This is a genomic window from Hyperthermus butylicus DSM 5456 (assembly GCF_000015145.1).
GTDB lineage: Archaea > Thermoproteota > Thermoprotei_A > Sulfolobales > Pyrodictiaceae > Hyperthermus > Hyperthermus butylicus.
Window position 1 is genome coordinate 690,883 of the sequence record NC_008818.1, and the last position, 14,210, is coordinate 705,092.

Annotated in this window: 9 protein-coding genes and 1 CRISPR repeat array (1 of these 10 running past the window's edge); of the genes, 8 read left to right on the forward strand and 1 reads right to left on the reverse strand. The window is 52.7% G+C overall.

From position 1 onward, the window contains the following. Positions 1-427: 427 nt before the first annotated feature. Entirely contained in the window at positions 428-640 is a 213-nt protein-coding gene (locus tag HBUT_RS03710; RefSeq protein WP_048061440.1) for a PaREP1 family protein, read from the reverse strand. Positions 641-835: 195 nt separating this feature from the next. Between HBUT_RS03710 and cmr4 the strand changes: the two genes are divergently transcribed. From cmr4 to HBUT_RS09505, 8 genes are all read left to right on the forward strand, one after another. Next, complete coding sequence (cmr4, locus tag HBUT_RS03715) at positions 836-1,858, forward strand: type III-B CRISPR module RAMP protein Cmr4 (RefSeq protein ID WP_011821883.1); 1,023 nt, start codon at positions 836-838, stop codon at positions 1,856-1,858. Between the two features lie 24 nt (positions 1,859-1,882). After that, positions 1,883-2,407 carry a type III-B CRISPR module-associated protein Cmr5 gene (gene cmr5 / locus HBUT_RS03720; RefSeq protein WP_011821884.1) on the forward strand — a complete coding sequence of 175 codons (525 nt, stop codon included), beginning with the start codon at positions 1,883-1,885 and terminating at the stop codon, positions 2,405-2,407. Between the two features lie 11 nt (positions 2,408-2,418). Beyond that, complete coding sequence (locus HBUT_RS09710) at positions 2,419-4,131, forward strand: hypothetical protein (RefSeq protein WP_011821885.1); 1,713 nt, start codon at positions 2,419-2,421, stop codon at positions 4,129-4,131. Positions 4,132-4,136: 5 nt separating this feature from the next. Then, positions 4,137-5,180: a type III-B CRISPR module RAMP protein Cmr6 gene (gene cmr6, locus HBUT_RS03730; RefSeq protein ID WP_011821886.1), complete on the forward strand. Its 1,044-nt coding sequence runs from the start codon at positions 4,137-4,139 to the stop codon at positions 5,178-5,180. Between the two features lie 42 nt (positions 5,181-5,222). After that, entirely contained in the window at positions 5,223-8,834 is a 3,612-nt protein-coding gene (gene cas10 / locus HBUT_RS03735; RefSeq protein WP_011821887.1) for a type III-B CRISPR-associated protein Cas10/Cmr2, read from the forward strand. A gap of 8 nt (positions 8,835-8,842) precedes the next feature. Next, positions 8,843-9,946 (forward strand): hypothetical protein, encoded by a 1,104-nt coding sequence (locus tag HBUT_RS03740; RefSeq protein WP_194840498.1) that lies wholly within the window; start codon positions 8,843-8,845, stop codon positions 9,944-9,946. Between the two features lie 35 nt (positions 9,947-9,981). Next, the gene (locus HBUT_RS03745) at positions 9,982-10,803 is read left to right on the forward strand and encodes a hypothetical protein (protein ID WP_011821889.1); all 822 of its coding nucleotides are present in this window, start codon (positions 9,982-9,984) and stop codon (positions 10,801-10,803) included. Positions 10,804-11,041: 238 nt separating this feature from the next. Continuing rightward, positions 11,042-11,212, forward strand: coding sequence for a hypothetical protein (locus tag HBUT_RS09505; RefSeq protein ID WP_153801380.1), 171 nt, complete (start codon positions 11,042-11,044; stop codon positions 11,210-11,212). Positions 11,213-11,491: 279 nt separating this feature from the next. After that, positions 11,492-14,210: direct repeats of the CRISPR family, unit length 25 nt; unit sequence CTTGCAATTCTCTTTTGAGTTGTTC; it runs 464 nt beyond the window's last position.

The window sequence follows — 14,210 nt, forward strand, 5'->3', positions numbered from 1 at the left end:
CTGGTTATTGGCTGTTAACGGTTGTTGTGTGGGTCTGGTCTTTCTCCCTGTGCTGATGTTTGTGATGATGGTCTGGGCTTGGATGGGTAGAATCTGCTATGTTGATTGTGTTTTTTGAGTAGCTGGTGTTGCTTGGCTTTCCTTTTCATCCAGTCTATTAGGTCTGCTATCGACTCTCCCATACTTTCCTCGCTTAGCACTACTATGTCGGGGCTGTGGTAAACCAGACGCGGAGTATTATTGCAAATAGGTTTCTGTAGACCTCAGCATCTCTTACCGCCTCCGCTGCGAGGCGTGTAAGCTCTTCAAGCTTCTGCTTTGCCGAGGGTACCGGTAGCCCGGTTCGAATTCACCATTCTAGCTCCCTCGCGGCTTCTTCTGCTCCCTTCCTGCTCCCAGGTTCTCTTCACATTTTCCTCTACGACTTTTAACTCGCCACCTTGCAAATAATAAGGCCTACCAGGCTCTTGTAAGCTGCCCACGCCTTCTCAGTCGCATCCCGCACATCACCCTGGAGCAGCAGGCGGTGAGCCTCCTCGGTGAACAGCATAAGGTCCTCCTGATGCACCCTCTCAGCCAGCCTAGCGGCAGTCCGGAACCTAGGGAACAGTTCCTCCAGGGAAACAGCCACAGCGGCCACGTCGAAACCCCCTCCTGGGAAGTCTAACGGTATCATAAAGTAAGTAGGCTTCTGGGGCTGTTAGTGTGCTGGGATACGTCCTCTTGTGATGGAGATAAATTGTTAAGTAAAGGTTAAAACTTGCCGCCTCGGCAACCCACTCCTGGCACTCTGCCTAATACCCCCTTCCTCTCTACGAGCGAGGGCTGAATGTGAATGGCGCAACAGGCTGGTAATGGTAGGCCTCTGGCTGGCTTCCTGGTTTTGGGCTATGCTGTGACACCCCTGCATCCCGGCGTGGGCAGGGCTCCCGGTGCTGTCGACCTTCCAGTCCAGCGTGACCCCATGGGCTACCCTATGGTTTACGCTTCAAGTGTTAAGGGCGCGTTGAAGGCTGAGTGTGCTAAGCAGGCTGGCGACAAATGCTTCGACGATAGGGGCAGGATAAAATGTAATGATAAGGATGAGGACTGCGCACTGTGCTGCTGCCTCTTCGGCCACGAGCCTGAGGCGGCGGAGGCCGCATCCTCCGTCCTGAGCGTGCTTGACCTAGTGCCGCTCTTCTTCCCGGTGCCCAGCCTGAGCCACGGCTACCTCTATATTACGACACCTTACCTGGCGAGACGCGCATACTCAGTTATGGAGGCTATAGGCACTAGTGGAGAGTACAACAAGCTCATGAAACTGCTTGAGAACATTGCTAAGCAGGAGCTGGGGGAGGGCGAGGCTGCAGGCTGTGTAGATGATAGGAAAGTCTATGTTGGCACTGACGAACTGAACGTAAAGAAAAAGCTAGGCAACTGCGAAGACCTATCTTTTGTAGCCAAGCTTGGAGGCCTGGCGGGCGACATACAGTCCAGGATGATCGTCGTCTCTGACGCTGTAGGCCCACTCTACGTTGAGAAGGGCCTCATTAGGGTTACGAGGGTGCGGCTGAGACTCGACACCAAAACCGTTGCCGAGGGCGGGCTGTGGACTGAAGAGTACATACCGCAGGGCACAATATTCCTCAGCGGCTTCATAGCAGCACTACCAAAGAAGAACACCTACTGCAAACATGTTAACGGTATTGAAAGCGGTGTGATTAAGGATAGTGGAGATCTTAAGAATCTCATTACGAAGCTTGCCGAAAAGCTGAAGAAAACAAACAACGTTTTCTACGCGATAATAGGGGGCAAGGAGACCGTAGGACGGGGCCTCATAAAGTTCACCATAGCTCTACCTCAGGGCCAACAGTAAGGCCGCTAAGGCGGGGTGACGGTGTTGAGCCGTAACATACTGCCCAACGACCCGGTTGAAGCCGCGCTTGAAGCCATGAGAAGGTTTGACAAGAACCTCCGAGACGCATGCAGCGACAAGGGCGAGCCTAGGGCCGATGCTATCAGCAGGAGGCTCAAGGACTTCCCCCAGCTGATACTTCAGTCTGGCCTTGTGCCTGCGCTAACCTTCTACCTCTCCAAGCTCAGCGAGAAGGCTGATCAGGATGCCTACGAGCTAACTGTCAAGGTACTGACTGAACAGAGGTTAGAGGGGGATGAGAGGAGGAAGTTGTGCAGGAAGACTTCGGGGGAGGGTGGAGGCTACCCTCACGTGCTCGCACTAGTACTGGTCTACGCTGCCGAAAGAGCCGGCTGCAGCGTTGACAGCATAGCCAGGATTGGCTCCAGCCTTGTCGGCTGCCTGGAGACAGTGCAAAAGAAGGGTGTCACTGTGGAGAAGCTTGTGCAGGCCTACGTTAACGAGCTGAAGAAGCTAGCGTCGGCACTATACCCGGAGAAGAAAACATGAGGTGCTCTGCAATGCCCAGCTTCATAAGACCAAAGCCCCTCGCTACACTCAGCTTTGTGAGCTTTACACCTTTATGGCCTGGAGGCCCCCTCGGAGGCCGCACCTACCGGTGTATTACCAGGAGATACTGTATCGGCCCCTTCCTCCCCGACTCCAAGCAGGTTATCGGGAGGGTCAGATGGCTCCTTAGAACCGTTGAGGCTACCCTCCAGGTGTTGACTGGGAAGCCAGTTAACTCCTACGCAGATGTCGAGTCGTTGAATGCTAGGATATTCGGGACCACAAGCACAGCCTCGAAGCTACGCATAGTCCTATCATACTCGCCCAACAGCGTGAGAAGCTACTTTGATGCCAGCACCGTGCAGGCCTTGGAAGAGGCTGCCAGGAGAGCGAGTCTAAATGCCAAGAGTATAGTGCAGCTCATAGAGGTTGACGGTTTTACAAGGCTGAGACACAAGCTGAATCTGCCACCTTTTGAGAGGAGAATATGGTCAGACTACGAGCGTTATCTAAAGGTGACAAGGAATGGGTCATTAGTACCCGATGAGTTGGCTCTACTCCTTACAATTCCGCGTATACGGCTTACACTACAGGGTATAAAAAAGTTCATTGACATATACGAGATGCAGCCTTTACGAGAAGGAATCGAACTAACTGTAACCATCTATGCCCGTAAAGGAGCTAATGTCGATTCTCTCGAGGCTAGCTTTGCAGTACTCGTTATAGTGTTCACTCTAGCCTTCATAGGCTTGGGTAAGGCAACATCAAGAGGTTTTGGAAGGTTTGCCCTTAAGAAGTACGAGATTAATGTCAATAATAAAGACCTTGTTGATGATGTGCTTGAAAGCTTTACAAAAGTAGTGAACTCTGTTGAGGATATGAAGAGTGTCTACATGGAGGCTGGCAAGACCCTTCTAATGCTCGCTCGGGAGTTGAAAGGGGTACCTGTGCCCTCATCGAAGATCGATGACGTGGCTGGAGAGGATGGATGGCATAAGGCGGTTCAGCTGGTTAGGAGGAGTAGAGTGCCCCTCTTCGCTACGAGTATAGCCTACGTAGCGCTTAAGGGAGCTATAGGGAGGATAAAGCATCCCTGCCCCTACGCAACAGCAGAGCTAGGCGGCCGGATTGAAAGCCGTCCCCATGGCTGCATAGATAATACTGTAGAGGTAGGTGATATTATAACTGCTCTAAGTGCTGTAGGGAAAGCCACACTTAAATCGACATGGAAGTTGTATCATGGCCCACAGCAGCTCAGGAGGGAAGGGGTTGCATATCATACTTGGCCTCTAGGTCTACCGCGAGGAGCCCAAAACACAGGGTATTATATTGCTGAGCACGCTTATACAGGTGAAAGGTGCGGCCCCAATCTAGGCAGGATTGCCAAGTTGAATAAATCCTCGAGGAGGCTTTCAACAGTATTCTTCACAGTAGCCTGCAGCGGCGGGGAATGCTTCGGACTTGTGCAGCCCTTCCTCTCCTACGAAGACTTTGCCGACGCTATGACCAGGCTTGTGCATGTAGGCAAGCATGACAAAACACTATATCACGTGGTCAGCGTTGCCCAGGCCTTGCAGCAGAGCAGGCTGGGCCATGGGGGATGCCCGCCGGACCCTGCGGGGCTTGCAGCCCCAAGGGACACCCCAGGCGCACGTACTGCCTCCGATGTTGTTCTCGAGCCTCTTCTCACGGCTCTCGACTGGATTGTCACGCTGTTAGGGTGAGGGGGATGGTTGAGACGGCGCCCTGTAGGAATATGATGCTGTGTATCGCTTGGAAGTTCAGCAAGCTTGTACTGGACACATTGAGTAGGGGTAGGGGTGCTGAGGAGTTTAAGGGGTTGAAATCTAAGATTCTAGAAATGACTTTGAACCCGCATGAGATCGATGTTAGTAGTGTCTGTCGCTCCATCGCTAGTATAGGTAAAGTCTACTATGAGCCTCTGGTTGAGGGGTTGGAGAGGCTTGGTTACTGTGTGGTAGACGTTACTGCTAAGACGAAGTCTAAGCTTATTGTGGGTGCTAGCAGTGGTCTTCTAGGCACAGTGCTGGAGGTTGGGCTCTCCTGGGACTACCTGCTAGACCTTCCATACATTCCTGCGTCGAGCATTAAGGGGCTGATTAGGAGCTGGCTAGTCCACACAGTCCTCAGCAACTACAAGCTTAGCGAGCAGGATAAGAGGCGTTGTATCGAGAGGATACTAGCCTTAACGGGTATAGGCCGCGAGCCGTTCACCCGCGATGAGAAGAGCTGGGCTGTAGAGAAGCTGGGCTCAGAGGTTGACCCCAGGAATACTGTGCCAAGCGCGGGCATGGTCTTCGTTGCTGACGCATACCCTGTTGGGCGTGGGCGGGGCAAAACTGGCTGTGGCCTCCTCGACTTTGATGTAGTAACACCCCACTACTATAGGGGCGGCGAGCCTGTAAGAGACGAGTTTGAAGCCCAGCCGAACCCGGTACCGTATCTCGTTGTGGCTGAGGGTGTTCCATTCCGGATAGTGGCCGCAGTAGGCCTCGTCGAAGCCGATATGCTGAGAGATATTACCAGCTGCATAGGCTTAAATGGTAGTGTTGATCCTTGTGGGCTGCTCAGCTTCATACTCCTCTCATCGCTCGCCGAGGGTGTAGGCGCTCGAACCGGAAAGGGCTACGGCATCTTCGACCTTGAAAGCGTTGAGGTGCACAGGGTGCAGAGGCCCACCGTTCAGAGGCGCAAACCGGGCAGGCTTGTATGGAAGAAGCGTGAAACACCCCATAAGCGTTCAACCACGTGACACTTCTTTAGAGCGTGAGCTTACCCGGGGGGTGGCGGGCCGATGTCTAGGCTTCACATGGTGAAGCTTGCAGCTCTACTCCACGACCCGGCCTGGAAGCCCTGGATTGTAGCTTCAGCCTTTCCCGGCAAAACAGGTACTGTAGGGAGAGTTCTGGCCAAGGTTGCGGGTAAGTCGGCTCCTGCAGGTGAGCTGGTGAAGGTAGAGGAGTGCGAAGAGCTTATGAAGAAGATGAAAACATATACTATTGAAGCTGATGCTCATCAGCTTGATGCTGCTGCGGCGGCAGTAGCTATACTGGATGGCTTGCGCGACGCCCCGATAATTGAGAAGCTTATCCTGGACGAGAAAGGAGTTGTTGCTGAGGCTGACAAGCTTGCGGCTAGCCTTGACCGCTGGGTGCTAACCTATAAGCATAGGGAGGCTAGAGACGTTAAGGTTGACGTTGGCGATGTGGCTTATGCTAACCCTCTAGACCCGCGGTTTAAGATGCCAGAATCGATGAGGAGTATAGATGCGGGAGTTGTGTGCAGGTATGTTATGAAGCTTAAGCAGCTCTACGGTGATGCGAGAGAGCTTCCTTACCCGCTGCTCTACAACCTGTTCTACCTGCTCCTAGAGCCCTTATGGTATGAGGTGTGTAGAGCTTGTATACCGTTGGCTGATACTAGGACTCCCACGCACACAGTGTTCGACCATGTCTATGCTACCGCGGCTATGGTCAACTGGCTCTACCCAGGTGGTGGTAAGCCCGGTGGCTTTCTTGTAAAGGTTGATGTGGCTGGTATTCAGGGCTTCATATCCGCCTCGAGGAAGACTCGCGACCTCTGGGCTGGCTCGTGGCTTGTATCGGCGCTCGCCTGGTTCACTGTTTCGGAGGCTGTTATGCTTCTGGGCGGCGACATAGTGTTGTCGCCCTACAACCCTGCGAACCCCTTCTTCATGGCAACGGTGCTCGAGGAACTCAGACTGGCAGGGAGCGAGTACAGCGGGCTTGTACGGTTTGTGGAGGATAAAGTGGAGAGGGCTTACCTCTGGAAGGGGGCTGCCAACCAGCCCGTAATACCTGGCACCATCTTCCTAGCCCTACCCTGCATCGACGAGGACGACTACGAGAGACTGCGCTTGGAGGCAGAGAAGCTGAAGACCGTCAGCGATGACGTCTTTAAGCTTCTTGAGGCGCTGAGGAGCTGCGACGGGGAAAAGCTGCGCAAATACTTCATTGGGAGGTTCTGGGAGGGGTGGAGAAAGGTATGGTGTGCAGCGATAGAGTCGGCAAGGGTGGGGAGAGGATGTAATATTGAGAAGTTCGCCGAGACCATAGTCGATCTAGGAGTTACGGATCTGAGCCCGGAGGCTGTTAGAGAGTACCTGGAGGCTTCGAGAAATAATCCCCCGATGCAGCTGCGTATAGTTGTTATCAACATAGAGGATGAATATGATAGGCTCCTAGGCTGGCTTAGAGAGAAGAAAGGGAAGCTTAGCAGCCTACGAGTGGAGGAGGCTGCACAGAAGCTTCTCTTCACATGGCTGTTCACGAGGGCCCTACCGGAGGCTGAGGAGCGGGAGTACGCTAAGAGCGTGAGCATAGATGCGGGATTCGCGATAGCTGAAAGCCTGGAGGAGGCCACTTCTAAGCCTTTGAAGCCTGAGTTCCACGAGTGTAGCATGTGCGGTAGGCTCCCAGCCATAGTACATCTAGCGGATGCAGCGAAGGTCAGAGAGTTCGCGGAAAGGCTTGGGGTTCCCGTGGTATTGTTCTCTGAGGGTGAGAGTCTCTGCCCCTACTGTCTGGTGAGGAGGCTCGTCTCGACAAGTGATGCCATTAGGAGGATTATGAACGGACTTAATCTCTACTACTCACTGAACCCCCGGCAGCTCTACACGAGGCCCCCGTCGACAGATGAGCTTGCTGCTATGGATAAGCTTTTAGCGATAGTCGACGCTCTAAGCAAGGATGAGCAGCTGGCCGCCGAGCTTCGAAGCTTCTTCTGCAAAGACGATAATGGCAGAAATGCCTGTGAGTATAGGGGTAAGTATGTGTCTGAGATCGTGGAGCGCTACGCGTACACGAAGGCAGGCCAGAAGGCCAAGGAGATACTAGGGCTCCTAGAGGCTATCTACGATAAGCTCCTGGGCGAGTTTGGTGAGGAGTTCCCACACATGCTCATAGCAGGCATACTGGCCAGCGAACAGCGCTGCGCAAGCCATCTCGCTAAGAGTGTGGCAAAAATCCGGGAGAAGAGGGAGGAAAGGGTTGGCAGTGAGGTGCAGGAGAAGGCTAGGGAGGTATGCAGCCTTCTAGCGAAGCTCTATAGTAGAGCTGATGGTGTTGCAGGGCGCTACTATGCTATTGTGAGGGGTGATGGCGACTACTTTGGCAGCAGGATTATCAAGGGCGTCTTAGACTTTAAGAGCTCCAGAGACTATGTTGAGGAGATGCTGAAAGCCATTAGGGATGAAGGGGCGCGAAGCCGCCTGGCCCCCGTATACTCTGAGATCGCCACATTACTCGTAGACCTCATGGAGGAAATGAAGCCGGAAACCCCCAGCTCAGGCTGCAAGAAGGGCTGCAAGGCTCTGCCAAAGCCTGCCACGCTGGTTACACCAACATACTATATGGCCCTGTCTAGGGGGCAGATGATTACCGCCCTTTACGACGCCGAGATAGTGGCAATGCTTGGCGGCTTCCCAGTGTATGCTGGCGGCGACGATGTCGCGGCTCTCGCGCCGGGCTACATAAGCAAAGGTAGACTAGAGAATCTCATAAAGGGCTATGCTACCAGGGCCACGCATATCAAGGACAGTATAAGGGCGGACACGGGCTTTGTGCCAGCACTCATAGCGCTCTACACCAGGAAGAACTACTGGGGACTACTGTGGGCTGGCAGGGGCTTCCACCGCACACCTATAGGGGCAGTGTACCCCGCCCCGGTTGCCTACGGTAGGAGCTATGGCATCTACATTGTCCACTACCGCGACCCATTCATGGCGGCTTGGAGGAGCGCTGGCGACCTTGAAGAGTACAAGGATGTAATTGCCTTCACAAGTCCACACGGCACCACAGTGTCTAAGGATGCAACCTTCCTAGCCTACGGGAGGGTGTCCAGTATAGCTGGCGTAGAGTTGGGTGCTGTAGCGCTACCCAACATGAAGCCTGGCGCAGGCAAGGAGAAGGTAATCACTTGGGGGGCTGCGGGCAGGAAGCCTGAGGAGCCGGAGCCGGTGGGGTGGACGCTGGCTCTCAGCCTCGATTTAGCTTCGAAGGTCGAAGAAGAGGACCGCGTTATCTCAAGAAGTCTCTACAGCGACTTCGAGAGGGAGTGCCCGCTAGCCATGCGTATAGCCCGGAAAATCGTACTCACCGGAAGCACCGACCTGCAAAGGATTGCGGAATCCCTGCTGGAAATGATTATCAGGCGGAACACGCCGGAGAGACATAGGAGGAAAATTGAATACATAACTAAGCTTCTCAAGGAGGTCGCTATGGTGGCGCCGGCGCCAGCTAAGCTTCTAGAAGCTCTTGAATGTGGCCAGCTAAGAGTCGAGGAGGCCGAGAAGAGGCTTAACGGGTTCAGCAAGCTTGCATGTCTTGCACCCCTGCCCTGGCAGATAGTCCTTGCAGCCTACACAATATCATCTGGGAGGAGGTGAGCCTCCTCGTGAAAGGATTCTCACTGCTTTTCGAGCCTCTGAGCTTCGGGAACTACAAGTGGCAGGGCGCGTTTGGCCCCTCGCTGAGGGGGCCGCAGGCCTACTCTCGTTCCTCGCCGCTACCACTACCATCAACGATGGCTGGTGCTGTTGCGGCAGCTGCCATAACGGCTCTTGGCGGCAACCTCTGCAGGGACGAGTGCAGGGGTAGCAGCTACCCCTACTGCAGCGTGGCTGGGACTTTGGAGGAGAAGCTCTGCCGGGGGGCGAGGCTGAGGGGCCCCTTCTACTATGTTGAGGGTGGTGGCTCGCGTGTGGCCTGTATGTACCATACGGAGAATAGCCTCATCTGCATCGACGATAGCGGCAAGGCTGGAATAGTTGGTGTGGCGCAGCTTCAGAGCGTGGGTATAGCGTTGGATAGTCTTTCGAGGAGCGCCCTGGAAGGCTACATCTACACGCTACTCTCCGTAGACCTTACAGCTACAGCCAAGAGGGTAGCAGAGAGGTTCGAGCTCCCCCACGTTAAGAGGTATGGGGTTCTCGTTGAGGTCCACGGAGAGTGCGGCACCGCAGAAAGAGTGGACGGTGCTATCGTTGTTCTAGGTGGCGAACAGAGGCCCCACCGGCTACACGTCCTAAACAGCCAGCCGCTCACAGAGTTACTAAAGGCAGTCCTGGAGAGAGCTGGTGGAGACTGCTACTACTGGCACATAGCAACACCCATACTCCTCTGCCGCGACACCATGCCGGAGGAGTGTAGGGAGGCGCTAGGGTCTCCCAGGGAGCTGCTTGAAAAATGTCTCGTGGAGAAGGTGATGGGTCTCAAGCCATGCCCTAGAGGGAGGCTGGTGCCGGAGGGTGGGAGGGTGAGGTTCTCCGCCATAGGCCTAGGCTACAGCCACTGCAGCTGGCACCAGGGGAGGTGGGCTGGGGGCAAGAGGAAGTATTGTGCAGCCATAATGCCAGGCTGGGGGATCATCGCAGAGCGAGTGGCAGACTGGGAGTCCTGGTATGTTAGTGGCGTAGGCTCCTATAGCCAGCTAGGCTGGGGCACAATAGCACCCTTACCATTAGACTTTCTTGAGAGCCTACGATGCACCGACGAGTAAGCTCTTTAGGCCGTAGAAGTGCGTGGTGAGCCTTCTTGAGTCTGAGCGGGGGGCTTGAAAACCTCGCAAAACTCCTATCCCCAAGGCATGTAGAGAAAGTTGAAGCCCAGGTCAGCATTGTGGGAGACGTGTGGAACCGGCTTCTCAGCGAGGCCCGCTTGTCCGGCGAGACTATAGAGACGGAGCCCGGTAGCGTCTGCAGGGTTTCGCTGAAACGCCTGAAGGAAAGTATGAGGAGGATAGTTAAGGATAGAAGGACGCACGCGGCCGTGAGAAGGGCTCTTGAGGGGCTTCTCAGCAAGCTCGGGAAGGGAGATCTGGGCTGCCCCGAGCCGGGGGCGGAGCTGGCCTCCAAGGTGGAGCATGTGAAGAAGCTCGTTGAAAAACTGTCCAAAACACTTTATGACGATCTCGACTGCGGCCAGCTGTGCGGCAGAGACAAGCGCTGCCAGGACAACTGTCATGTCGTGCTCGCCGAACTCATCGGGGAGATAAACTTTATGGGGTTCCTGCTGGACACATGCTACAATACTGAGAGGTTCAAAAGGCTCTACAGGGCGCTGAGCAGCCTGCTAACATGTCCTAGCCTGGATGAGGGGGATAGGCAGGCACTAGCTACACTGGTAGTGGCGGCCACACTCCTCCTAGCTGAGAACTATAGGGAGATAGACTGGCTCTATGAGCTGCTGAGGGCTAAGCTCGGCCTGCCAGTCACTCCGTGGCTTGGAGATGTTGCAGCCCTAACCTACGCTACAGCAGGCATACTCGGCGCCGATAAGCTCGGTACAAGCGTACGCTTCAACGTAGAGACCGTCGGCAAGCTGGTGGCAAAACTGCTAGAGTGCAGAACAGCCTAAAACTATACCCTTGCCACGAGAACAGCCACCAAGATCATGGCCTGCCATTTTATGCCAAGAAGCTAGCCAAGTCTATACCCCCAAGGAAACCGAGGAAGCTGCAGGAAGAGGCCATGGCGTGGAGGACTTGTGAAGCCTCCTGAGCCCGAGCGATTTTTCATGGCTCTCCGCTACCAGCTCCGTGTTAGCCCTGAGAGAATCCTCTAACTACTCTATCGCCGTCCGAGTGTTTATCAGAATGCCCATGGGCAAGAAGGCTTCAAAACCAATGAATGCTATTGCTTACAGAAGGCTCGGCCCAGAGAACAGTGAAGTCTACGTAAACATGGACGCGTATCCTAGTGCACGAGCTAAAAAGAATTCGAGAAGGAGGCCCCGGAAGTATTACGAGGACAACCGGGACGAATAGCGGGAGGAACAACCCCCTGCTCCACCATCGAGAACAGCTTCTAAGATTACTGGTCAACTACGCCAGGAGCCACCCGCCAAGGCCATACCAGAGCGCTTACTAGCATACCTGCACAACCACAAGCCTACGATCCTAGCTACCAGGCTATGCCGTAAGCTCGACAAGTTAGCCAGGGATTACCTAAACGACATAATTCTATCGCCGACACTTCCTAACATTAAGTAGCAATGGCAAGCAATGGTTCCTCCCAGTCAGATGCCATATCTATATGCCAAAGCTCTTACAATTCTCTTTTGAGTTGTTCGCCCGCTCCAGGACTCGGCACGGACCTCTATCCTAGTGCCTCCGTTCTTGCAATTCTCTTTTGAGTTGTTCTAGGCTATGTCAAAAGAGAAATCGCTATAAGAAAAACATCTTGCAATTCTCTTTTGAGTTGTTCGAGCGCCTGCTGCAGATCATAGAGTATGAATTGTCGAAGGAGACTTGCAATTCTCTTTTGAGTTGTTCAGGGAGGATAAGGACGACCCGCTGGAGGCAATAGCAATAGGTGTCATCTTGCAATTCTCTTTTGAGTTGTTCCCTGGCGAACATGGTTATCGTGCTGCCGCCCTCGTAGCCAAACGCCTTGCAATTCTCTTTTGAGTTGTTCACGAGTGAGGTACGGGCGTCGAGGAAAACTACGGTACATGATTGTCTTGCAATTCTCTTTTGAGTTGTTCATTTTTGCCGTTTGGTGGGAAGGTTCTCCCACCTGCTCACTTCTCTTGCAATTCTCTTTTGAGTTGTTCAGTGGTGACAAGGCAGCAAGTAATAGTGCAACTCTGCATACCGAAAGACTTGCAATTCTCTTTTGAGTTGTTCAGGTGGAGAGGCTGCTGGGCGGTGAGGCCCTGGCAGGTATAAAGACTTGCAATTCTCTTTTGAGTTGTTCATCCACTCCTCCCTGCTTACCTTCCTCTTTACGACTAGTCTTGCAATTCTCTTTTGAGTTGTTCCTATGTCCTCCTCCCGTAGGCTCAGGGGCCAGGGCATTAGAACTTGCAATTCTCTTTTGAGTTGTTCCAGCAGTTGCTCTAGGGTCTTCGGCACCCACATGGAGTGCTGTGGTGCTTGCAATTCTCTTTTGAGTTGTTCGGAGGTGAGAGGTATGAGTAGAAAATGTAAATTCGTATCTTGCAATTCTCTTTTGAGTTGTTCAGATGAGATAGAGCAGCTGCTAGAGGAGTGCGAAGCCGTTGACTTGCAATTCTCTTTTGAGTTGTTCCAAACCTGCGCTACCTCAACGACCTACCACCAACTATTGATATCTTGCAATTCTCTTTTGAGTTGTTCAGATGAGATAGAGCAGCTGCTAGAGGAGTGCGAAGCCGTTGACTTGCAATTCTCTTTTGAGTTGTTCCAAACCTGCGCTACCTCAACGACCTACCACCAACTATTGATATCTTGCAATTCTCTTTTGAGTTGTTCCCAGGTACGGTGACCTACTGCTTAAACCCGACTGCCTAGCACCAGGAGGGGATCTTGCAATTCTCTTTTGAGTTGTTCCATTATACCGATGATGTTCAGTACTGCTACAGCAATGGCAGCCTTGCAATTCTCTTTTGAGTTGTTCTGGTGGAGATTGTGAAGTGAGGTGATCGGCATGCAGATGTCTTGCAATTCTCTTTTGAGTTGTTCAAGAGAGGTGGCAGTGAGGAAAACGTTGATTGTGATGGAAGAAATCTTGCAATTCTCTTTTGAGTTGTTCGCGTGGTGCTATGGGTCGTCGAGGACTAGGAGGGCGAAGAGTCTTGCAATTCTCTTTTGAGTTGTTCCCTCCTCGGAGAGCGTTACATTGCTGAGATATGCCTTTACTTGCAATTCTCTTTTGAGTTGTTCTCACATGGCTCGGTTTTCCCCCAAAATCACGCATTCATTGTACGTCTTGCAATTCTCTTTTGAGTTGTTCATTAATCAAATCACAATCATTGGGAGCTGCGATCAACAAAAGAACACTTGCAATTCTCTTTTGAGTTGTTCCAAGCATCACCGCATCTACCGGCTCCTGCTACGCCTCGGCCCCAGGACTTGCAATTCTCTTTTGAGTTGTTCTTGATTGTAGGCGCGCAAGGCGGTGGTGGCAATAACGCTTTCGCCTTGCAATTCTCTTTTGAGTTGTTCTGGCACGCTGGAAGTACTACTACAACGGAGTGAACCAGTTGGACCCTTGCAATTCTCTTTTGAGTTGTTCCTTCGTCCTGTTCGGCAGTATCAACTATGTGAAGACTGAGATGCCTTGCAATTCTCTTTTGAGTTGTTCTCGCTCGCTGGCGGTGGCGTCGTCGAGATCGCAAAATCGAATCCTTGCAATTCTCTTTTGAGTTGTTCATACAGCTTCGAGGAACGCGAAGAGCCTGGCCGCTTGCTTCTTGTCCCTTGCAATTCTCTTTTGAGTTGTTCCAGTATGCATAGACAAGTCTATCGGCAGGATAGAGCCCTATATCAAGGCTTGCAATTCTCTTTTGAGTTGTTCAGAGGATGTTCGAGGAGCGGCTGAGGGAGATGCAGGAGACGATACACTTGCAATTCTCTTTTGAGTTGTTCTTAGTAGAATCATAGAAGAAGGTAGTATCAGCATCTTGATAGATCTTGCAATTCTCTTTTGAGTTGTTCTTGAAAAAAGACCTGCATGAGGTGGCTCATCATGCGCTTGCTTGCAATTCTCTTTTGAGTTGTTCAGAGCCCGTTCACCCGCATAGCGGTCAAATGGGAGCCCAGCGCTTGCAATTCTCTTTTGAGTTGTTCACCGGTGAGAGGGATGGTAAGGGTCGAGTTTCAGATCAATACACTTGCAATTCTCTTTTGAGTTGTTCTTCACATCATTCATTGAGTACACAACAGGAGAGAGCTACATAGAGGCTTGCAATTCTCTTTTGAGTTGTTCATAGTCATCGAATACAACGGCATATTCATGATGGAATGCAAACCTTGCAATTCTCTTTTGAGTTGTTCAGACCCT